The organism is Dietzia papillomatosis NBRC 105045 (assembly GCF_001570845.1).
GTDB lineage: Bacteria > Actinomycetota > Actinomycetes > Mycobacteriales > Mycobacteriaceae > Dietzia > Dietzia cinnamea.
Window position 1 is genome coordinate 14,597 of sequence record NZ_BCSL01000009.1, and the last position, 20,979, is coordinate 35,575.

Annotated in this window: 23 protein-coding genes; 9 read left to right on the forward strand and 14 right to left on the reverse strand. The window is 70.3% G+C overall.

Going from position 1 to position 20,979, the window contains the following annotated elements; all coding sequences use genetic code 11:
• Positions 1–78: 78 nt before the first annotated feature.
• Entirely contained in the window at positions 79–855 is a 777-nt protein-coding gene (gene aqpZ, locus DPA01S_RS04545) for an aquaporin Z (protein ID WP_061227630.1), read from the forward strand.
• A gap of 73 nt (positions 856–928) precedes the next feature.
• Here the strand turns inward: aqpZ and DPA01S_RS04550 are convergent, their stop codons facing one another.
• From DPA01S_RS04550 to DPA01S_RS04590, 9 genes are all read right to left on the reverse strand, one after another.
• Positions 929–1,885: a hypothetical protein gene (locus tag DPA01S_RS04550; RefSeq protein WP_061227629.1), complete on the reverse strand. Its 957-nt coding sequence runs from the start codon at positions 1,883–1,885 to the stop codon at positions 929–931.
• 72 nt (positions 1,886–1,957) lie between these two features.
• On the reverse strand, positions 1,958–2,206 hold the full coding sequence (locus DPA01S_RS04555; protein ID WP_007632531.1) for a DUF4126 family protein: 249 nt from the start codon (positions 2,204–2,206) through the stop codon (positions 1,958–1,960).
• 34 nt (positions 2,207–2,240) lie between these two features.
• Positions 2,241–3,533, reverse strand: coding sequence for an acetyl-CoA hydrolase/transferase family protein (locus DPA01S_RS04560; protein WP_007632529.1), 1,293 nt, complete (start codon positions 3,531–3,533; stop codon positions 2,241–2,243).
• A gap of 63 nt (positions 3,534–3,596) precedes the next feature.
• Positions 3,597–4,583: an LLM class F420-dependent oxidoreductase gene (locus DPA01S_RS04565; protein WP_007632528.1), complete on the reverse strand. Its 987-nt coding sequence runs from the start codon at positions 4,581–4,583 to the stop codon at positions 3,597–3,599.
• A gap of 80 nt (positions 4,584–4,663) precedes the next feature.
• Positions 4,664–5,908 (reverse strand): glucose-1-phosphate adenylyltransferase family protein, encoded by a 1,245-nt coding sequence (locus DPA01S_RS04570; protein WP_007632526.1) that lies wholly within the window; start codon positions 5,906–5,908, stop codon positions 4,664–4,666.
• Between the two features lie 109 nt (positions 5,909–6,017).
• Positions 6,018–6,887 (reverse strand): iron ABC transporter ATP-binding protein, encoded by an 870-nt coding sequence (locus DPA01S_RS04575; protein ID WP_007632524.1) that lies wholly within the window; start codon positions 6,885–6,887, stop codon positions 6,018–6,020.
• 14 nt (positions 6,888–6,901) lie between these two features.
• Positions 6,902–7,951 carry an iron chelate uptake ABC transporter family permease subunit gene (locus DPA01S_RS04580; protein WP_007632522.1) on the reverse strand — a complete coding sequence of 350 codons (1,050 nt, stop codon included), beginning with the start codon at positions 7,949–7,951 and terminating at the stop codon, positions 6,902–6,904.
• The gene (locus DPA01S_RS04585) at positions 7,944–8,966 is read right to left on the reverse strand and encodes an ABC transporter permease (RefSeq protein ID WP_007632521.1); all 1,023 of its coding nucleotides are present in this window, start codon (positions 8,964–8,966) and stop codon (positions 7,944–7,946) included. The genes DPA01S_RS04580 and DPA01S_RS04585 overlap by 8 nt, the downstream gene beginning before the upstream one ends.
• A 19-nt stretch (positions 8,967–8,985) precedes the next feature.
• Complete coding sequence (locus DPA01S_RS04590) at positions 8,986–9,897, reverse strand: siderophore ABC transporter substrate-binding protein (RefSeq protein ID WP_007632520.1); 912 nt, start codon at positions 9,895–9,897, stop codon at positions 8,986–8,988.
• A 196-nt stretch (positions 9,898–10,093) separates the two neighbouring features.
• On the opposite strand from DPA01S_RS04590, the gene DPA01S_RS04595 reads away from it, so the two are divergent.
• From DPA01S_RS04595 to DPA01S_RS04605, 3 genes are read left to right on the forward strand one after another with little or no spacing between them, the layout of a single operon-like run.
• Positions 10,094–10,390: a hypothetical protein gene (locus DPA01S_RS04595; protein WP_061914286.1), complete on the forward strand. Its 297-nt coding sequence runs from the start codon at positions 10,094–10,096 to the stop codon at positions 10,388–10,390.
• A 29-nt stretch (positions 10,391–10,419) separates the two neighbouring features.
• Complete coding sequence (locus DPA01S_RS04600; RefSeq protein ID WP_232303016.1) at positions 10,420–10,995, forward strand: protein-L-isoaspartate O-methyltransferase family protein; 576 nt, start codon at positions 10,420–10,422, stop codon at positions 10,993–10,995.
• A 54-nt stretch (positions 10,996–11,049) separates the two neighbouring features.
• Positions 11,050–12,747, forward strand: coding sequence for a fumarate hydratase (locus tag DPA01S_RS04605; protein WP_061227627.1), 1,698 nt, complete (start codon positions 11,050–11,052; stop codon positions 12,745–12,747).
• A 29-nt stretch (positions 12,748–12,776) separates the two neighbouring features.
• Here the strand turns inward: DPA01S_RS04605 and DPA01S_RS04610 are convergent, their stop codons facing one another.
• Positions 12,777–13,097 carry a VOC family protein gene (locus tag DPA01S_RS04610; RefSeq protein WP_007632512.1) on the reverse strand — a complete coding sequence of 107 codons (321 nt, stop codon included), beginning with the start codon at positions 13,095–13,097 and terminating at the stop codon, positions 12,777–12,779.
• Between the two features lie 166 nt (positions 13,098–13,263).
• Between DPA01S_RS04610 and DPA01S_RS04615 the strand changes: the two genes are divergently transcribed.
• Positions 13,264–13,785, forward strand: a complete 522-nt coding sequence (locus tag DPA01S_RS04615; protein ID WP_007632510.1) for an LGFP repeat-containing protein — start codon at positions 13,264–13,266, stop codon at positions 13,783–13,785.
• A gap of 42 nt (positions 13,786–13,827) precedes the next feature.
• Positions 13,828–15,063 (forward strand): multidrug effflux MFS transporter, encoded by a 1,236-nt coding sequence (locus tag DPA01S_RS04620; RefSeq protein ID WP_232303017.1) that lies wholly within the window; start codon positions 13,828–13,830, stop codon positions 15,061–15,063.
• Here DPA01S_RS04620 and DPA01S_RS04625 read toward each other — a convergent pair.
• Positions 15,038–15,790 (reverse strand): CPBP family intramembrane glutamic endopeptidase, encoded by a 753-nt coding sequence (locus DPA01S_RS04625; protein WP_061227682.1) that lies wholly within the window; start codon positions 15,788–15,790, stop codon positions 15,038–15,040. The genes DPA01S_RS04620 and DPA01S_RS04625 overlap by 26 nt on opposite strands.
• Positions 15,791–15,979: 189 nt before the next feature.
• Between DPA01S_RS04625 and DPA01S_RS04630 the strand changes: the two genes are divergently transcribed.
• From DPA01S_RS04630 to DPA01S_RS04640, 3 genes are all read left to right on the forward strand, one after another.
• Positions 15,980–16,996: a DUF808 domain-containing protein gene (locus DPA01S_RS04630; RefSeq protein WP_061227625.1), complete on the forward strand. Its 1,017-nt coding sequence runs from the start codon at positions 15,980–15,982 to the stop codon at positions 16,994–16,996.
• Positions 16,996–17,523, forward strand: a complete 528-nt coding sequence (locus DPA01S_RS04635) for a DUF488 domain-containing protein (RefSeq protein ID WP_061227624.1) — start codon at positions 16,996–16,998, stop codon at positions 17,521–17,523. Before DPA01S_RS04630 ends, DPA01S_RS04635 begins: the two co-directional genes overlap by 1 nt.
• Positions 17,524–17,608: 85 nt before the next feature.
• The gene (locus DPA01S_RS04640) at positions 17,609–18,091 is read left to right on the forward strand and encodes a heme-binding beta-barrel domain-containing protein (protein ID WP_061227623.1); all 483 of its coding nucleotides are present in this window, start codon (positions 17,609–17,611) and stop codon (positions 18,089–18,091) included.
• Between the two features lie 43 nt (positions 18,092–18,134).
• Here the strand turns inward: DPA01S_RS04640 and DPA01S_RS04645 are convergent, their stop codons facing one another.
• The 3 genes from DPA01S_RS04645 to DPA01S_RS04655 are packed head-to-tail and all read right to left on the reverse strand — an operon-like array spanning position 18,135 to position 20,944.
• Positions 18,135–19,058 carry an ABC transporter permease gene (locus DPA01S_RS04645; protein ID WP_311200406.1) on the reverse strand — a complete coding sequence of 308 codons (924 nt, stop codon included), beginning with the start codon at positions 19,056–19,058 and terminating at the stop codon, positions 18,135–18,137.
• Positions 19,059–20,246 carry an ABC transporter substrate-binding protein gene (locus DPA01S_RS04650; RefSeq protein WP_007629774.1) on the reverse strand — a complete coding sequence of 396 codons (1,188 nt, stop codon included), beginning with the start codon at positions 20,244–20,246 and terminating at the stop codon, positions 19,059–19,061. It abuts the gene before it with no gap.
• An 11-nt stretch (positions 20,247–20,257) separates the two neighbouring features.
• Positions 20,258–20,944, reverse strand: a complete 687-nt coding sequence (locus DPA01S_RS04655) for an ABC transporter ATP-binding protein (protein WP_050797162.1) — start codon at positions 20,942–20,944, stop codon at positions 20,258–20,260.
• Positions 20,945–20,979: the final 35 nt, after the last annotated feature.

The following is a 20,979-nucleotide window of genomic DNA, read 5'->3' on the forward strand; positions in this document are numbered from 1 at the left end:
GCATTCCCGGACGCGGGGTCGTGTTCCCGTGCCGTCGCTCTTCCGACCCGGGAGTGCTCTGATCGGAGGTCACCTGAAGTGTCCGACTCATCCACGAGAACGCCGTCCACGACGTCCGTCGTCGCCGCCGAGGTCCTCGGCACCTTCTGGCTCGTCCTGGGAGGCTGCGGCAGCGCGGTGTTCGCCGCCAAGCAGATCGCCTCGGTCGATGACACCAGCTTCCAGGTGGGCATCGGCTACCTCGGCGTCTCCCTGGCCTTCGGCCTCACCGTCCTCACCGGCGCCTACGCACTCGGCCATATCTCCGGCGGGCACTTCAACCCGGCCGTCACGGTCGGTGCCTGCACGGCTGGACGCCTGCCGTGGGCCAAGGCGCCGCTGTACATCGTGAGCCAGGTCGTGGGCGGCCTCGTCGCCGGCGCCGTGATCTTCCTCGTCGCCAGCGGGAAGGACGGCTGGTCCGCGGCCGGCAACATGGCGGCGAACGGCTACGGGGCGAACTCCCCCGACGGCTACGGCCTCCTCTCGGCACTTGTCATCGAGATCGTGCTCACCGCGGTGTTCGTGTGGGTGATCCTCGGCGCCACCGACCACCGCGCCCCCGCCGGGTTCGCCCCCGCCGCGATCGGCCTCACGCTGACGCTGATCCACCTCATCTCGATCCCCGTCACCAACACCTCGGTGAACCCGGCCCGCTCCACCGCCGTCGCGTTCTTCCACGGTGACGGAGCGCCCGGCCAGCTCTGGCTGTTCTGGGTGGCGCCGATCATCGGCGCCCTGATCGCCGGCGCGCTCTACGGCCCGCTCTTCGGCGAGAAGGTCGGGGCCGCGGTCACCGCGCGAAGCAACGCCTGACCCCCACACACACAAGCGTCGGCCCCGTGGGATCGAATCCCACGGGGCCTTTTCGCTTATCGGTCGCCTGCGCCTAGCGACGCGGGTCGTCGCGGTCGCTCCGGCCGAGGAGCTTGTCCACGATGCCGGGTTTCTCGTCCGGATGGCCCGTGCGGTCGGGGTGGGCCGCCCGGTCGGCGCCACGGCCGTCGTGGCCCGGGCCTTCACGATCGTCGGCCATCGCGTGTCGTCCACCGCCGGTCGCCCCGGCGTCCCGACGCACACCGCCGCCCGCCGTCGCGTCGTGGCCGGCGAGATCGGTGCGGTCGTGGTCCAGACCACCGCGGGCCTGGGTGTCACGGTCCATGCCCTGCCGGGCATAGTCCTGCTGTGTGCTTCCCGATTTCTCGGGGCCGTGCTGGGCCCGGCCCTGCTGTGCGTAGTCCTGACGTGTATCACCGTGGCGGAGATCGTCACCGCCGACCTGGCGGTCCGTCCACCCGGCGTCCTGGTGGCGATCATCGGCACGGTTGGACGCGACCCCGGCGGCGCCCGGACTGACTACTGCGCCACCGGCGCCACCGCCGCGACCGCGGTCGTCGACGCCACGATCATCCAGGGCCCGGTCGTCGCGGCCACGGTCGCCGAGGCCCCGTCCGTCATCGCGGTGGCGGTCGTCGTGGCGGCTACCACCGACCACGTCGTCAGCTCGGTTCTTGGGGTCCAGCTGGTCGGCCCGGTTCTCCATCGAACGAACATCGCGTCGCTGATCGTCGAGGGTGGACCGGTGGTCGTTCGCTTCGGCACGCAGACGATCGGCCTCGGCGGCCTTCGCCTTGGCCTCTTGCTCGGCCGCGCCCGCGCGATGCTCGTGCTCCTCGACGACCGAGCGCTTCTGCTCCAGCTGCGCCTCCCGCTCGCGTGCGTCCCGCCGGAGCTCGGCCGCCTCGGCGAGCTTCTTTTTGTTCCTGCTCTTGACTGCTACCGCGACGAGCACGACGATCAGGATCACCGCGATGACCGCGATGATGATCCAGATGACGGGATCCATGGGTGCCTCCGTAGTTGGGGTCACTGACGTCCGGACCGTAACTCCGGTCACAACGCGGCGCCACCGGATCACTCACGTGCCGCCGCCCCGGCTCCGGCGCCGGAGCCGGGCCAACGCCCACCATGCGTACCCGATGGCGGAGAAGATCACGAGCAGTGCCACCAGGACCATGATCGGCGCGGAGATCGCCACCAGACTCAGACCGAGCGCCGACACGTCCTCGACCGAGGACGGGACGGGCGCGGCGGCACCTGCGGGCCCCGTGTTGGCGACGGTGCGGGCGGCGGCGGACAGCCCCATCCCGGTCAGGATGACGTTCATCGGCTCATTGTTCCGCGCCGCGACTTCTCGGTGACTAATGCACGGTACGGGGCAGCAGGCCCGCCTCCCTGGCCTCGCGGCTCAACCGCTCGCGGTGGTCCGGGTGCGCGACGTCGATGAGCGCGGCGGCTCGCTGGGATACGGACTTGCCGCGCAGCGACGCGATCCCGTACTCGGTCACCACGTTCTCGATGATGTTCTTGTGGGTGGTGACCGGGCTGCCCGGCGTGAGGGAGAGGGTGATGCGGCTGATCCCCTTGGAGGTCTGGGAGGGGGTGACGATGAAGCCGTGCCCTCCCGGCGAGAAGGTGCAGCCCCGGGCGAAATCCGCCTGCCCGCCCGCGCCCGACCAGTACCGGCCGGCGATCGTCTCGGAGGCGGCCTGCCCGTAGAGATCGACTTCGCTCGTCGCGTTGACCGAGTAGAGGTTGTGCTCCTGCCCGATTACCCGCGGGTCGTTGACGATGTCCACCGGCAGCATCGCCACCGATGGGTTGTTGTGCAGCCAGTCCATCAGCTTCTGGGAGCCGACAGCGAAGGTCGTGACGTGCTTGTAGGGGCGGCCGGTCTTCCTGGAACCGTCGATCACGCCTGCGTTGACGAGGTCCATGACGCCATCGGAGAGCGCCTCGGTGTGGATGCCGAGGTTCTTGTGACCGGTCAGCCGTGAGAGGAACGCGTTGGGCAACTTCCCCACGCCGAGCTGCAGGCACGCGCCGTCGGGGACGCGCTCGGCGATCCGGTCGGCGATCGCGTTCTCGATCTCGCCGGGCACCGATGGCTCGGTGGTGATCAGCGGTACGTCATTGCGGGTCACCCCCACGACCTGCGAGATGTGGATGTGGTTGCGGCCGAAGGTCCGCGGCATGTTGGCGTTGACCTCGACGAAAAACGGCACCTGCCCGATGAACGAGGCCACGTAGTCGGCGTTGGTGCCCATCGAGAAGAAGCCGTGTTCGTCGATCTCCGACACGGTGGTGATCGCCAGACCGGGGGGACTGAACTCGCGCAGAGTGGCCGGGATCTTGGCGAAGTCCACAGGAATGAGGTCGCAGTGGCCCTCGTGGAAGTTCTTCCGCGAACCGGGCCCCAGGAAGTAGTCGACGTGGCGCAGCCGACCGGGATACGCCCCCTCCATGAAGGGCAGCGACTCCCACGGGTCCATGTGGTGCACCGTGACGTCCGTCAATCCGTCCGCCCCGGCGTCCAGGGCCCGCAGGAGCGCCGGGGGCGCGGCGTTCTGTATCGGCGAGATGACGTGCATCCCCGGCGTCACGTGGTCGAGGACCGCCTCCGCGGGCAGCTCCTCGTACTCGACCGTCCTCATCGCGGGCACCTGCTCTCGGTGGTCGGGGTCAGCGCGACGCCGGGGCCCCGGCACCACCGGGTCTCAGCTCAACGCCGGGACGACCTCTCGCTCGAACAGCTCGAGACCCGAGGTGTCTGTCGCGATCTCCGGGAAGTAGAAGATGCCGTAGTCCATACCCAGGTCCCGCAGCGCGGTGAGCTTGTCGACGATCTGCCCCGGCGTCCCGACGCCGGGCAGGCCCCGGTACGCCCCCAGCTGGCGATCCGCCTCGTCCGCGCCCACGTGACGAGCCATGCGGTCGCGGAGTGAGGCCAGCCGGTCGGCGACCTCCTTCTCCGTCTCGCCGATGGCCACGTTGTAGTTGGCCGTCATGGTGATCTCCGCCGGGTCGCGGCCCAGATCCGCGCAGTGGCCTCGCAGGACCTCCGCCTTGTGGGCGAAGCCGTCCGGGGTGCCGTCGAAGTTCGTGTAGTCGGCGTACCGGGCGGCGATCCGCAGGGTCTTGCGCTCTCCCCCGCCCGCGACCCAGACGGGGATGCCGCCCGGCTGCAGCGGCTGCGGCTGCACGATCGCCCCGTCCACCCGGTAGTGCTCGCCCTCCAGGGAGACGACGCCCTGCGCCCACGCCTCGCGCATGATGCGCACGCCCTCGTCGAGCATTCCCAGTCGTTCACCGGCGGACGGGAAGCCGTAGCCGTACGCGCGCCACTCGTGCTCGTACCACCCCGCGCCGATCCCCATCTCGACCCGGCCACCGGAGATGTGGTCGACCGTCGCGGCGATCTTCGCGAGCAGGGCCGGGTTGCGATACCCGAGACACGTGCACATCTGGCCGAGCCGCACCCGCGAGGTCACCGCACCGAGCGCCGACATCAGGCTCCACGCCTCATGGGTCGCCTCGGACGACGTCAGGGGCGAGGTGTGCATATGGTCGTAGACCCAGACCGACTCCCACGGGCCGGCGTCGGCTCGGGCGGCGAGATCGGAGATCACGGGCCAGTGGCGGTCGGCCGGCACGTCTACCAGATCGAGGCGCCAGCCCTGGGGCAGGAAGAGACCGAATCGCATGGCACGAGCGTAGCGTCGCACCGGCGGTTCCCGGCGGGATCGAACCGGCCGGGCCCGATCCCCCCGGCGCCCGGCCCATGTCAGACGCTGGAGTCCTCGTCGTCGTCGGGGGGATCCAGCCTCCCCGCCTCCAGGGTGAAGCCGGGCGGCCGCGCCCCGTCCCGCGCGGCGCCCAGCAGCGCCACCCGGACAGTGGACTCGTCGGCACCCGGCTGCGGCTCCCCGATGCGCGCATCGGCCGGCACCTCGACCCCGGCGTCGACGACGGCGGTCTCCACCCGCGCCCCGGAACGCACCACGGCGCCGGGCAGGATCACACTGTCGCGGACCCGGGCGCCCTCCTCGACGACGACTCCGGAACCGATGACCGAATGCTCCACGACGCCGCACACGACCGCGCCGTGACCCACCAGCGACGTCGTCAGCCGGGCGTCCGGGCCCGTCCTGGCCGGTCCGCTGAACGTCGAGGCGGTCCGCAACGTCCAGCCCGGGACGTCGAGCTCGTACGCGGGAGGCTCGCCGAGCAGATCCATGTGCCCCGCCCAGTACGACTCGACGGTGCCCACGTCGCGCCAGTACTCGTCGTGGCGCCACTCCCGGGCCCGCCCGGCCCCGACCATCGCCGGAAGGACGTTGTCGCCGATGTCGCCCATGTCGGCGCCGTCCCCGTCATCGCCGTCGGCGGCGGCGTCCGCGTGCGCCTTCTCGAGGTAGCGGATCAGGGCGGCGGTGTCGAAGGCGAAGATCTCCGCGCAGATGAGGTCGGTGGCCGGGTCGTCGGGCTTGTACGCGTAGTCGGTGATCGTGCCGTCGTCGGCCACGCGAACCACCCCGTAGCGCCCGGCGTCCCCGGGATCGACCCGGGTGGTGACCATGGTGACCTCCGCGGAGGACTCCAGGTGGTCGCGGACCAGACGGTCGTAGTCGAGGCGGTACACCGCGTCGGCGCTGACCACGACGGTCACCTCGGGAGCCGCTTCGCGCAGCGGTCCGACCTGCTTCCACAGAGCGTCGGCCGTCCCCGAGTGGAACCCGTCGCGGCCGGTGCCCTGCGACGGGTGCAGCACGAGCAGTCCCCCCTCCAGACGATCGAGATCCCACGGACGGCCGCTGCGCAGGTGAGAACCCAGTGACACCGGGTGGAACTGTTGGACCACCCAGACATCTCTCAGGCCCGAGTTGGCCGCGTTGCTCAACGGGAAGTCGATGAGCTGGTATCCGCCCCCGTAGGGCACGGCCGGCTTGGCCCTGTCCCGGGTGAGAGCGCGGAGGCGGGATCCCGCGCCACCAGCGAGGACGATCGTGACCACGGACAGCGGCGCCATGCGGGGACTCCTTTCCGGGCGGGGGCGGGATCCCCGCCACCTCTGAGAACGACACTGTAGCCGGGGCGGTCTGACGCACCTACTGGTCGCCGGGAGACCCGTGCCGGGCTCAGGCCGTCGACATCGCCACGCCGCGCGCGTCCGGGGCTTCTTCTCCGTCGAAGTACAGAGCCACATGACGTCCGGCGACCTCGGCGACCTGCATCTCCATGTCGTAGACCGCCTTGAGGACGTCTGTCCGCATGATCTCGGCCGGGGTACCGTGGGAGACGATCCGGCCGTCCTTCATGGCGATGATCCGGTCGGAGTACGCGGCGGCGATGTTGATGTCGTGGATGACGAGCACGATGGTCTTCGCCCGCTCCGCCGCGGTGCGACGCAGCAGTCGCATGATCGCGGTGGCGTGCCGGAGATCGAGGTTGTTGAGCGGCTCGTCCAGCAGGACGTAGTCCGTGTCCTGCGCCAGCACCATCGCGATGTGGGCGCGCTGACGCTGGCCGCCCGACAGTTCGTCGAGATACCTGTCGGCGAGGTCCTCGAGTTCCATCGCCCCCAGTGCGTAGTCGATGTGTTCGGCGTCGTCCGGACCGGGGCGGCCGCCGTTGTGGGGGAATCGTCCGAACCCCACGAGTTCACGCACCGTGAGCCGGATGGAGACGGCGTTCTCCTGACGGAGCACGGCGAGGCGGCGAGCCAACTCACGTCCCCCGTTGACAGACACGTCGACCCCGTCGACGAGCACTGTTCCGGAATCCGCTGGCTGGAGGCGGCTCATGACACCGAGAAGAGTCGACTTGCCCGCACCGTTGGGACCGATGAGCGACGTGACGCCGCCCTGCGCGAAACACGCCGTGACGTCGTGGAGAACCGGGGTGTCACCGTAGGAGGAGCACACCGACCGCGCCTCGATGCCGCACCCGGCCGCCCACCGGGCGTCACCGGATCGGTCGCCGCGGCGTCGGAACGGGAGAAGGGACATGTCGTGCCTCGCTTTCAGCGTGCGCGGTTGGTCAGGAGCAGGAACAGGAACAGGAGACCACCGGCGAACTCGATGACGATGCTCAGCGCGGACTCGACGCCGAGAGCGCCGAGGGCCATCTCGCCGCCCGCCAGGGCGATCACACCCAGCAGAGAGGCCACCGGCAGGGTGTACCGGTGCAGTGTGGTGCCGAGTAGCGCGTACGCCGCGTTGGCGACGATGAGCCCGAAGAACATCACGGGACCGATCAGGGCGGTGGACGCCGAGACGAGGAAGGAGACCACCACGAGGACCACGATCGTGACCCGTCGGTGGTTCACGCCGAGCGCGACGGCGGGGTCGCGCCCCAGAAGCATCACGTCGAGCCGGCGACCGAGGACCGCCACGACGATGACGCCCGCCACCACGATGGCCCCGCAGGCCGCGAGCACGTCGAGTTGAACCCCGCGGAAGCTCGCGAACATCGCGTCCTGGACCTGAAGGTAGGCCGCCGGGTCCAGCAGACGCTGGAAGAACGTGGACGCCGAGCGGAAGAAGACCCCGAACACCACGCCCACCAGAAGCAGGAGGTGGATGTCGGTCTTGCGGCCCCCGAGAAGCCACAGGTACAACGACGTCGACGCGACCACCATGATCGCGGTCTGGCCGAGGAACCCCGCCAGACCACCGCTCGTCAGTCCCCCGATCACCGCCGCGTCGCGCGGGATCATGAAGAACACGAGCATCGTCTGGATGAGCAGGTAGAGCGAGTCGAATCCCATCAGTGCCGGCGTGAGGATCCGGTTGCCGGTGACGGTCTGGAAGAGCACCGTCGAGACCCCGACCGCGACCGAGACCAGGACGATCGCCACGGCGTGACGCGATAGGCGGTCGAGAGAGTAGGTCCACGCCTTGGAGCCGACGGTGCCCGGTAGGCCGGAGAGCACGAGGGCCACGAGGGCCACGACGGCCAGTGCGGCGCACACGAGCGTCACGATCCACCGTCGCCGGTGGTCGGCCTCGGCCCGGGTCCGTCCCCGGGACAGACTGTTCGGCGGCGCGACGAGGATGGCGTTCTCAGGCATTGCGCACCCCCCGCAGCATCATGGCGAGGAACACGGCGCCGCCGAGGATCCCGACTATCGTGCCCACGGGTACCTCGCCGGCGCCGGGGGCACCACCGGCGAACAACCCGGGGAGCGACCTACCCACCATGTCGCAGACCAGGACCGTGACCGCACCGAGAAGCGCGACGAGCGGCAGGCCACGGCGGGCGTCGTCGCCCACCAGGCGGGAGACCACGTTGGGCACGACGAGCCCGAGCAGCGGAAGTGCGCCGACGGTGACCACCACGACCGCCGCGACCGCGGCCACGATGGCCATCCCGGCGCCGACCACGGTCTTGTGGTCGAGTCCGAGGCCGGTCGAAACGTCCTCGCCCAGACCCGCGACAGTGAATCGGTCCGCGGCGACGTAGGCGAGGACGCCGAGCACTCCCACCAGCCACAGCAATTCGTACCGCCCCGCCAGGACCGCGGAGAAGTCGGCGAGCATCCACGAGTTGAGCATCTGGAGCAGATCGCGGGACAGGGCCAGGAAAGCCGCGACGGCACCGATCACGGACCCGAGCATGATGCCGATGAGTGGGACAACGAACGAATCCGACACCGGTACCCGCCGGATGCAGGCGAGGAAGAGGGCGGTCCCGGCGAGGGCGAACACCATGGCCACGAGCATCTTGGCAACGATCGGTGCACCCGGCGCGATGATCGCCACCACCACCAGGCCGAGCCCGGCGGACTCGACGGTTCCGGCGGTCGACGGCTCGACGAACCGGTTTCGGGTGAGCAGTTGCATGAGCAGACCCGCGATCGCCAGCGACGCCCCCGCGAGGGCGGCAGCAGCGGTACGCGGGAGGCGGGCCTCGACGAGGTACACACGGTGCGCTTCGGTGAGTCCACCCGTGAGGGCGTCCCACACGGTGATGTCCGCTGCGCCGACGAACACGCTCGCCACGAGCGAGATCACGAGCGCGGCGACGCCGAGCGCCGGCCACAGCGAGTAACGCTGCGGTCGGCGCTCGGCCAGGGTCGTCGTCATCTGCGGTGGCTGCCTACCGTCAGGAGACGGCGGAGTCGATCTCGTCGATCATCGACTCGAGGACGCCGAGCCCGCCCCCGACGAGGTACCAGTTCTGGCCGTCCAGGAAGTGGACGTTGTCGTTGACCGCAGCCGAGGTCCGGTTGAAGAGCGGGTTGTCGAGCAGGGCCGCGGCGGCCTCACCCTCGGCACCGATCGCCGCGTCCCGATCGATGACGAAGACGTGGTCGGGATTCAGCTCGGCGATCTGCTCCCAGCTGAGCGGGGCACCGTGGCTGCCCTCCGCCTCGAGTTCACCTGCAGGCGACATCCCGAGCTCGTTGAAGATCAGATCGAAGCGCGAGCCCGGTCCGTACCCGGTCACCTTGCCGCCGGACGTCATCAGGACGAGGGCCGTGCCCGCCCCCTCCGCCTTGGCCCGGGTCTCGGCCACCATCTCGTCGATCTCGGCGAGCTCATCGACAGCCTTGTCCTCGGCTCCGAACAGCGCCGCGATCTCCTCGACCTTGGCGCGGTTCGACGCGATCGTGTCGGATGTGTCCGGATCTCCGGCGATCACCTGGTCGGAGATCTTCGCGAACTCCGGCTCCATCTCCCGGGTGCGGTTACCGAACAGGATCAGGTCGGGTCCCAGTTCGGCGATGACGTCCATCTTCGGCTCCTTGAGGCTGCCGATGTCCGTGTACTCGTCTCCCGCGTACACGTCCAACGCCGCCGGGAAGACTCCGGTCTTCACCAGACCGATGACCCGATCCTCCAGGTCGAGCGCATCCAGGGTGTCGGCCGCCGCGTGACTCGTGAGCACCACCCGGGTCGGTCCCTCCCCCTCGGCGCCGGCGGACTGTGCGTCCGAGCTGCCGCACGCAGTGAGCGCGCCACCGGTCAACGCGATCGCTGCCGTTGCGGCGGCGATCTTGGGGAATCGCTTCATGTCACTCCAGGGATAGTTCGGAAGGTTAGCCTCACCTTAACCGCACGAATCATCGATAGGCAAGTTGAAAGTATGGCTTGCCTCACTTAACACGCACCACGCCTCTTCCTCGAACCCTGCGACCGTGGTGCGTCCCGCCCGGCGGCATCGAGGAGACCGGATGCGGGAAGGCCCCGGATTCAGGACAATCAGAGTCATGACCGAACGACAGTACGACCAGGACACCGACGGTGACTACGACGAGAACACGCTCGACGGTAGCGAGGGTCTCGACGCCGACGTCATCACCACGGACAACGAGGACCTGACCGTCGACCCGCCGGAGACGTGGAAGCCGATCGAGGAGAACCAAGACCTCGACGACAAGCTCGCGGCCGAGCGTCCGGACGTCGACAGCCCGGAGCCGGAGGACGAGGGGGTCTCGCCAGAGCCCCGCGACGAGATCGACGAGCTCGACCCGGACGGCGAGACCCGGGTCCTCGGCGAGGCCTGACCGAAGCGACCGACCGCGGGGGTGTCGCCGTGAGCGTCCCGGATATCGCGGCGGCGATGCGCGCCCAGGACCGCCGTCGCTTCCTCCCGCCGGAGGTCGTCGGAGACCACGCCCTCGACGCTCCGCTGCCGATCGGGTACGGGCAGACCAACTCGCAACCGTCCACCGTGGCGGACATGCTGACCCTCCTCGAGCCGTTCCCCGGTATGCGGGCGCTCGACGTGGGGTCCGGTAGCGGATGGACTTCCGCGATCCTCGGCGAGCTCGGCGGGCCGGACTCGGAGGTCCGCGCCGTCGAACTCGTCCCGGAGCTGGTGGAAAGTTCCCGCGAGGCGATCGACCAACCGTGGGTCCATGTCCACCACGCCGAACCGGGGGCACTCGGCCTCCCCGGGCACGCGCCGTTCGACCGCATCCTCGTCTCCGCGATGGCCGACGACCTCCCCCGCGAGCTCGTCGGCCAGCTCGGCGAGAACGGGATCATGGTCGCGCCGTGGGCGAACCGGATGCACCGGGTGCGGCGATCGGGCGCCGACCTCGAGATCAGCGAGCACGGCGGTTACCGGTTCGTGCCCTTGATCCACACCCGATTCCGACCAGCATGATCCGGCAACTATCCTGGGACGCAGATCATCCACCTGCACACCCAGGAGCCGTCGATGGCCGACTTCCTCTACGAGGACCTTCTTCCCGTCGGGGAGGACACCACCGAGTACCGCCTTCTCACCACCGAGGGCGTCTCGACAGTGCAGGGCCCCGACGGCATGACGTTCCTCAAGGTGGACCCCGAGGCCATCCGCCTGCTCACCGAGACGGCGATGCACGATATCTCCCACTACCTCCGTAGTGACCATCTCGCGCAGGTCGCCAAGATCCTCGACGACCCCGAGGCCAGTGACAACGACAAGTTCGTCGCGCTGGACCTGCTGAAGAACGCCAACATCGCCGCCGGCGGCGTGCTGCCCATGTGCCAGGACACCGGCACGGCCATCGTCAAGGGTGAACGCGGCCAGCATGTGCTGACCCCCGGCCCGGACGAGGAGGCGGTCGCCCGCGGCGTCTACGACGCGTTCACCCGGCTCAACCTGCGCTACTCGCAGAACGCGCCCCTCACCATGTGGGACGAGAAGAACACCGGTTCCAACCTGCCCGCGCAGATCGAGATCGGCGCCAACACCACGCCCGGATCCGGATGCGCTTACAAGTTCCTCTTCATGGCCAAGGGCGGCGGGTCGGCCAACAAGTCGTTCCTGTACCAGGAGACCAAGGCGATCCTGAACCCCGAGCGGATGATGCAGTTCATCGAGGAGAAGATCCGCTCCCTCGGCACCGCCGCGTGCCCGCCATATCACCTCGCGATCGTCGTGGGCGGCACGTCGGCGGAGTTCGCGCTCAAGACCGCCAAGCTGGCCTCCGCGCACTACCTCGACGAGCTGCCCCGCGAGGGCGCGATGACCGGTCGTGGATTCCGCGACACGGATCTCGAGGAGAAGGTCTTCGAGCTCACCCAGCAGATCGGCATCGGCGCACAGTTCGGCGGCAAGTACTTCTGCCACGACGTGCGCGTGGTCCGGCTGCCCCGACACGGGGCCTCGCTGCCCGTCGCGATCGCCGTGTCCTGCTCCGCCGACCGTCAGGCCAAGGCCAAGATCACCCCGGAGGGCGTGTTCCTCGAGCAGCTCGAGTTCAACCCGGGGCAGTACCTGCCGGCCACCACCGACGCGGAGCTCGACGCCGCGACCGACGGCGTGTCCGGCACGGGCAAGGGCGCGGCGGTGAGGATCGATCTCAACCGGCCGATGCCGGAGATCCTGGCCGAGCTGAGCAAGCACCCGGTCAAGACGCGGCTCTCGCTGACCGGTCCGCTGGTCGTGGCGCGCGACATCGCGCACTCCAAGATCAAGGAGCGCCTGGACGCGGGCGAGGAGATGCCGCAGTACCTCAAGGACCACCCCGTGTATTACGCGGGTCCGGCCAAGACGCCGGAGGGCATGCCGTCGGGGTCCTTCGGCCCCACGACGGCCGGACGGATGGACTCCTACGTCGAGCAGTTCCAGGCCGCCGGCGGCTCGATGGTCATGCTGGCCAAGGGCAACCGCTCCAAGCAGGTCACCGACGCGTGCGCGACGTACGGCGGCTTCTACCTGGGCTCGATCGGCGGCCCGGCCGCTCGCCTGGCGCAGGACTGCATCAAGCACGTCGAGATCATCGAGTACGAGGAACTCGGCATGGAGGCGGTGTGGAAGATCGAGGTCGAGGACTTCCCCGCGTTCATCGTGGTCGACGACAAGGGCGAGGACTTCTTCGCCCACACCGGTGAGGTCACGCTGACGATCGGCAAGCGCCCCGGGCTCTGATCCGTCCTCCCGGCCGTCGTCCGCGCAGCTCAGTCCCCGCGGGCGGCGGCCTCGAGAGTGGCGACGTCGAGCTTGACCATGCTCATCATCGCGGTGAACGCGCGTCGCGCCGCCTCGGGGTCGTCGCCGCGGGCCAGGTCGTAGAGCATGTGCGGGGTGACCTGCCAACGGACCCCGTATCGGTCGATGAGCCAGCCGCACTGGACCTCCCGACCGCCGCCGGCGAGGAGTCGGTTCCAGTAGTGGTCCAGTTCCTTCTGGGTGTCGCACCGGATCTCGAGGGATACCGCGTCCGTGTACTCCGGAGGCGTGAGAACTCGGCGGCCTCCTGCGCTTCGGTGGCGAACCACAGGCAGGTGCTCATCTGGGCCATCGTGTTCCCCTCCGCGGTGCCGGAGACGCGGGGCCCCGGCGGTGCCCTTCAGTGTGCGCCGGTGCGCCTCAGCCGGGAAAGCCGTTCGGCGTTGCGGTTTCGGCCACGGTCCCACTACGGCACGGGCGACTAGGATCGGCGCCATGGACAGGATCACGCGTATCCTCGCCCCTCTGGCCCTGGCCGCGGTCACCGGCGCCACCCTGGTGGCCTGCTCGTCCGCCGACGGCCCCACCGGTGGGGACTCCGCCGCGCCGGCGTCACCGACCGCGGTGACGACGGCGGAGACGGCGACGACGACGAGCTCCACCCCCGTACCCGGGTCCGCGGGCTCCCCGGTCGACATCCCGGCGGCGGTGGCACAGCGCTGGGAGGAACTCGGTGGCGAGCAGGGCATGCTCGGCCGGGTGACGGGGCCCGCTACGGAGGTGGAGGGTGGTTCGGTCGTCGATTTCGAACGGGGTGCGATCGTCCTGACTCCCCGGGGCCGCCCATTCGTCGTCCAGGGCGAGATCCTCGCCGCCTACCGCGAGGCGGGCGGCCCGGCGGGCGATCTCGGCTTCCCCACGGCGGACGAGGCGACCACGGACGGCGGCTGGATCTCCACGTTCGAGGGAGGCGTCATCACCTACCTCGACGGGGTCGCGGAGGTCGAGACCGACTGACCCGGGCGGGCCCGGCGCTCACGGCGCCGATATCGTCCAGTCGTGACGTCCGCCCCCTCCCCGACACCTCCCCCGACCGCCGGCGGCGTCCCGGCCACGATGCTCGTCGCGCTGGCGTTCACCGGGGCGATCGGCCCCTTCGCCACCGACACCTACCTGCCGGCGCTGCCGCTGATCGTCGACGAGTTCGGGGTCACCGCCTCGACCGCGCAACTCACACTCACGGCGTTCATGGTGTCGCTGGCGCTGGGCCAGCTGGTGATCGGCCCGATCTCGGACCGGACGGGCCGCCGGACCCTCCTCCTGGCGGGCGCGATCGGCACCGCACTCGCGGCCGTCGTCTGCGCACTCGCCCCCGCGATCTGGGTGCTGCTGGCCGGGAGGGTGGCCCAGGGCTTCTTCGGCGCCGCCGGCGTCGTGCTGGCCAAGGCCGTGATCGTCGACGTGGGCCGGGGCGACGGGGTGGCCAAGGCGTTCGCGACGCTCATGGCCATCCAGTCCGTCGCCCCGGTGATCGCCCCGCTCGTCGGCGGCGCGGTGGTGCCCTTCGGCGGCTGGCGGGGCGTGTTCTGGTTGCTCGCCGCACTGGCCGCCGTCACGGCCGTCGGCGTGGCCGTGGCCGTGCCCGAGTCGTTGCCGGCCGCGGACCGTCGCGCCGGCGGCGTGCGCGCGGCCCTCTCCGGCATGCGGGCCGTGGCCACGCACGGGCCGTTCGCCGCCCGTGTGTCGGTGTTCGTGTTCACCTTCGGCGTCCTGTTCGCCTACATCTCGGCCAGCCCGTTCATCTACCAGGACATGGTGGGCCTGTCGCCCACCGCCTACGCGATCGCCTTCACCGTCAACGCACTGGGCATCCTCGTGTCGAACCTCGCGGGCGCGCGGCTGGTGGGCAGGTTCGCACCGGAGAAGCTCATGGGCACCGGGGTGGTGGGCATGGTCGTGGCGATCGTGTTCCTCGTCGTCGTCGTCACCCTCTCCCCCGCCGGCACCCTCTCGCTGGCGCCGGTCACGGTCGGGTTCATCGTGCTCACTCTGTCGATCGGCACGGTCCTGCCCAACGCGGTGGCCCTGGCCATGCAGGCCACCGGCGGCAACTCCGGCGCCGGGTCGGCACTGCTCGGCGCCGCCCAGTTCAGCCTGGCCGCGGTGGTCTCGCCACTGACCGGGCTCGCCGGACCGCACTCGGCCGTCCCCATGCTCGCGGTGATGGGCACATGCGCGACGATCGCCGTGGTGGCCGCGTGGGCGATTCTCAGCCGGCCAGGGCGCGCCACGTGAGCGCCGCCGCCAGCGCGCCGACGGCGTTGAACGCCCAGTGCAGGCCGATCGGTGCGAGCAGGCTCCGGCTGCGGCGGCGGATCCAGATGAATCCCGCGCCCGCCACGGACGTCGCGGTCACCGCCAGGCCTATCCCGGCCAGCTGACCGACCGGCCCCGTTCCCAGGACCTCGGCCAGCCCGGCGTTGCCGGCCGTCAGGCCCAACGACGACGTGACGTGCCACAGACCGAACGCCAGTGAGCCGATCACGAAGACCCCGGTGGTGCCGAAGGTGCGCTCGAGGGCACCCTGCAGGACGCCCCGGAACGCGAACTCCTCCGGCAGGACGGTCATCAGCGGGATGAGCACGAGCGCCGAGAACACCGCCATCCGCAGGTCCGAGTAGCGCTCGGAGAGGAAGAACGGGCTGGTCGCCGGGATCAGACACCCGGCCGTCACCACCGCGGCCACGGCCACGGTCGCGGCGAGGCCGTACGCCAGTCCGCGCGGCATGTGCCGCAGGGACAGGCCCAACTCGGCCCACTGCATGCCGCGCACCTTGACCACCACGACCATCACGAGCACGGCCAACGGAACGATCCAGTCGCGGTACGGCAGCCCCGCCAGATTCGCGGTGAGGTTGATGGCCACCAACGTCCCCAGCACCCCGACGACCCCGACCACCCCCCGGAGGCGAGAGCGGTCGAACGGGACGCGGTCGTACATGATGCGGTCGTGCGGTGACATCGTCCCGACGATACCTCGCGCCGCACGGTCGTGGGCACCGGTCACCGCGGGCACCGCTACGACGCCCGCGACCCCCACGCTGCGCTGGGTCCTCGACGCCCCGGGACTGAGCGTTACCCTGGGACGACCCGGCCTCGCGGTCGGACCCGTCCGCGGGGTCATGCCCGCCCGCCCGAAATGAGGTCTTCCATGGCCGGTGGACTCGCCGCCCTGCTCGACGACGTCGCTGTACTCGCACGCATGGCCGCCGCCAGCGCCGACGATGTCGCGGCCGCCGCGGGACGGGCCAGCGTCAAGGCCGCCGGAGTCGTGGTCGACGACACCGCCGTCACGCCCCAGTACGTGCGCGACGTCGATCCGTCGCGCGAACTGCCCATCATCCGCAAGATCGCGCTCGGATCGCTGGGCAACAAGGCGATCATCATCGTCTTCGCGCTCCTGCTCAGCCAGTTCGTCCCGTGGCTCCTCACCCCGATCCTCATGCTCGGCGGCCTCTACCTCTGCTACGAGGGCGCCGAGAAGGTGTGGGAACGTGTCTCGGGACACCACGAGGAGGCCGCGCCCGTCGTGGAGAAGGGCCCCGAGGCCGAAGCGCGGATGGTGCGCAGCGCGGTGACCACCGACTTCATCCTCAGCGCCGAGATCATGGTGATCGCCCTCAACGAGGTCGCGTCCGAGTCGTTCTGGTCGCGGGGGGTCATCCTCGTGGTGGTGGGCCTGGCGATCACGGCGCTCGTCTACGGTGTCGTCGCGATGATCGTGAAGATGGACGACATCGGGCTGCACCTCGCGGCCAAGGACTCCCCCGGCATCCAACGGTTCGGCCGCAACCTGGTCAAGGCGATGCCGACCGTACTCGAGGTGATCTCGTTCGTCGGCATGCTCGCGATGCTGTGGGTCGGCGGACACATCCTTCTCGTGGGCCTCGGCGAGCTCGGTGTGACCGCGCCGTACGACCTCGTGCACGTCCTGGCGGAGCCCGCGGCCGGCGTCGCCGGCGTGGGCGCCGTACTCGGATGGCTGGTCGACACGGCGTGCGCCCTCGTCTTCGGCCTCGCCGTGGGTGCGGTGATCGTCGCGGTCATGCACCTGATCCCCCGGCGGGGATCCGGTGACGGACACCGCGATGCGCCTCGCGGCGGCGGCGTTGCCGGCGGCGGCGACCCGCGGGCGACCGAGGGGACGGGACGGGAGACCGATCGCTGATGCTCCTCACCGTCGGACACGGCCGACTCGACCGCGACGAACTAGCCCGCCTGCTCCGCGGCGCCGGGGTCGAGCTCCTCGTGGACATCCGGAGGTTCCCCGGTAGCCGTGCCAACGAGGCGGCGGCCAAGGGCGCCGTTCCCGAGATCGTCGGGGAGGCCGGCATCGACTACCGCTGGGAGGAGGCCCTCGGCGGGCGCCGACACCTCGATGCCGAACAACGACGGCGGTCGCCCGACACATGGTGGCGCGTGGAGGCGTTCCGGGCGTACAGCGCCTGGACCCGCGACCCCGCCTTTCGCGAGGCCCTCGCCCGCGTCGTGGCGGACGCGCACGAGCGGCGGGTCGCGGTGATGTGCTCGGAATCGGTGTGGTGGCGCTGCCACCGGAGAATTGTCGCTGACGTGGTGGCGACCGTCCACGAGCTGCCGGTGGGGCACCTGATGCACTCCGGCTCGATCACCGAGCACACGCCGAGCGAGGGCCTGCGGCTCGACGAGGACGGTAACCCGGTCTGGGACGGTTGATCAGCTGTCGCCGCGAACCCGGCGATCGCTACGAACCCGGCGCCGGAGACCGCCGCGTGCCCGGCCGTGGCCTAGTCTCTCGGCCATGGATCCCGCATCGACGCTCGCCCCGAACCTCACGCCCCTGGCGGCACTCCTCGGCTCCTGGAAGGGGAACGGCGCGGGGACGTACCCGACGATCGACGACTTCTCCTACACCGAGGAGCTCACGTTCACGGATGTCGGGAAACCCTTCCTGCACTACACCCAGCGGACGTGGGCACCGAACGGCTCGCCCATGCACACCGAGACAGGGTTCCTCCGAGCGCCCCGCGACGGCGTGGCCGAGTTCGTCCTCGCCCAGCCCACCGGGCAGACCGAGCTGTGTGAAGGCACGGTCGTCGCAGAGGCCGACACCGTCGTGTTGGAATTCGACTCGCGCGTCGTGGGCAGTGCCACCGCCAAGGAGGTCGTCACCACCAGTCGCCGATACGAGATCGTCGGCGACCGGATGGTGACGACATTCGCGATGGCCGCCGTGGGTGTACCCCTCACGCACCACCTGCGCTCGGAGTTGCGCCGGGTATGAGCCCTGCGCCCGCACCTGCACCGGCCACCGCCGGGGCCGCGCGTCAGCGCGCGGTGCGCTCCCGCAGGATGAGCCGGGACAGCGAGTCCAGCGCGAACCCCAGCACGCCGATGACCAGGATCACGGCCATGACCTGGTCGTAGGCCAGCTGATCGCGGGCGTTGAGGATCTGATAACCCAGCCCCGACCGAACTCCGAGCATCTCCGCGGGCACCAACACGATCCACGCCGTGCCCAGGGCGAGCCGGATACCGCCGAGGATCGCCGGTCTCACCGCCGGGATGACGACCCGCGTCAGTCGCTCCCACCCGCTGGCGCCCATCGTGCGGGCCACGTCGAGATAACCCGGGTCCATCGCGTGGACGCCGGACGAGGTGGAGAGCATGATCGGCCAGATCGCCGCCGCGGCGACGAGGAAGATCACCGGCTCGTTGCCGATCCCGAAGACGGCGATCGCGACAGGCGCCCACGACAACGGCGAGATCATCCGGAGGAACTGGACGAGCGGGCCCGCGACCGCCTCGGCGCGCCGACGTAGGCCGAGCCACAGCCCGAGTGGGACACCGAGCAGAGCGGCCACCGCGAGCCCGGCTACCAGGCGGTACAGACTGACCGCGGCATCGGAGAGCAACACCCCACGGTCGAGCAGGTCGCCGAAACCGGACCACGTCTCCGCCGGGGACATGCCTCCGATCACCGGGTCATCGGTGACGAGGCCGGAGGTGAGAAGAGCCCAGACCGCGAGCCCCAGGAGAAGGCCCACCAGGCCGGCTCCCCAGCGAGCGGCGAGCCCCCCTGCGCCGACACCGCGACGACCCCGGCGAACGCTCGGGGTCGCGCGCTCGTCCGATCCCCGGTCCGCGGCGGCGCTGGCGGCGCCGAGCTCGGGGGCTCCGGGCCCGGCGATCATCGGGTCGGCCGCCACCGGGTCGGTGCCCGGATCCGGCGTGGAGTCGGTGCGTGTCATCTAGATCAGCCGTTCGTGTCGGGTCAGCGAGGCGGGGAGACCGAGGGCGGCGGGCCCGCCGTGGCGGGCGATCGCGGTGCGGACGAACCCGTCGTCGACGAGTTCGCCATGTACGCCCGCGGGGTCGAGGCCGTCGAGGAAGCGGGTCTCCCCGTCGACGACCGTCGTCCGCATCTGCCTCACCAGCTCGGCGGTGAAACTGGGGAACGGATACGGGTGGAAGTCGATCCGGTTGCGCGCGGGTCCGCCGTCGGGGTCGGGAACTGTGCCGGTCATGGCCACGTCGACCGCTTTGGGCGGCTGCGGCAGATAGCCCTTTCCGGACAGGATCGCGGCGGCCGCGGAGCGATCCGCGGTGATCCCGAGCTGCGCCGCGACGGCGGCGTCGACGAGAGCCTGGACGGTGTCCGGTCGGTTGTCGATCAGCTCCCGGTGCACGACCGTGACGCAGCAGGCGTGATCCCGCCACACCTGATCGAGCAGCATGTGCAGCGAGCCGACGCCCTGCGCGACCGCACCGGCGTTGAACGGGTCGGCGACGGTGAAGGCCGAGATGGAGCCGGTGGCGAGCGCCGGGATCATGTCGGACGGCCCCATGACGACGAGTTCGACGGTGTCCTCCGGCCGGCTCGGGGCCCGTCGCGCCACGGGAGTGAGACCGTGCGCGCGTAGGACCCGCTGCAGCAAGATGTTGTGGATCGACCACCAACCGGGGATCGCCACCTGGGTGCCGGCGAGTTGGCCGATCTCCGTCACGTCCGGGGCCACCGTGATGGCCCCGCCGCCGGTGTGGTTCCAACTCACCACCTTGACGTCCGCGCCGATCACGTACCGGAGCTGGACGGCCGAGGGCATGAGCAGGTGGATGAGGTCCACCTGGCGGGTGAGGAACGCTTCCATGAGCGACGACCAGGACCGGAACAGCACCGGCCGACCGACGATGAGCCGCTGCCGCTCGAAGTATCCGTCACCGTGCGCGACGAGCAGGGGGGCCGCGTCGGTGATCGGCAGGTAGCCGATCCGGAGGTCGTCGGTGGCCGCGCCCCGCGACGCCGTCGCCGCCGTGACCAGCGAGCCGAGCGAGGCGGCGCCCCCGAGGGCACCGGCCCCGACGGCGAGGGCACCTCCGGCCCTGAGCAGAGCCCGCCGGTCGAGAAGGGGGCCCCTGGCCCCGGCAGAATCAGACATCGCCGCGACGGTCAGGCGGTCCGGTAGGCGGCGAGAATGCTCTCTCGCAGGGCCGGATCCGAGTCGGTGGTGCCGTGAGAGGGGTTCGTCCACTCCTGCTGCACGCGGCCCGATGAGCCGAGCAGCGCGATGCGAGAGCCCACGACCAGTGCCTCGTCCACGTCATGCGTCACCATCACCGAGGTGACCCCGAGGTCGGCCGTCACACCGACGAGCCACCGCTGCGAATCAGCCCGGGTGACCGGGTCGAGTGCGCTGAACGGCTCGTCGAGCAGGAGGATCTCCGGGCGCGTCGCCGCGGCACGGACGACCGCGACCCGCTGCGCCTGCCCGCCCGAGATCTGATCGGGGCGGGAGTCGGCGAGCTCGGCGATACCGAAGTGGTCGAGAAGATCATCGACGTGACGCGCGTCGACGCGGCCCCGCAGTGCACGGAACCGGCCGCCCAGCGCCACGTTCTCCCGCACCGTGAGCCACGGGTACAGCAGCGGCTTCTGGAAGACCACGGCATAGGAGTGGCCACCGCCGCCGATGCTGCCCGAACCGACACGGAGTTCGCCGCCGGCCGGTTCCTCCAGCCCCGCCAGGAGCCGGAGGAGAGTGGACTTACCGACGCCGGACGGGCCGAGGAGGACGAGCGACTCACCGGACCGGACCTGCAGATCGAGGTCGGTGAACAACGGCCGACCACCGGGCAACCGGTGCTGGAGGCCCGTGACGCTGACGGCCACGG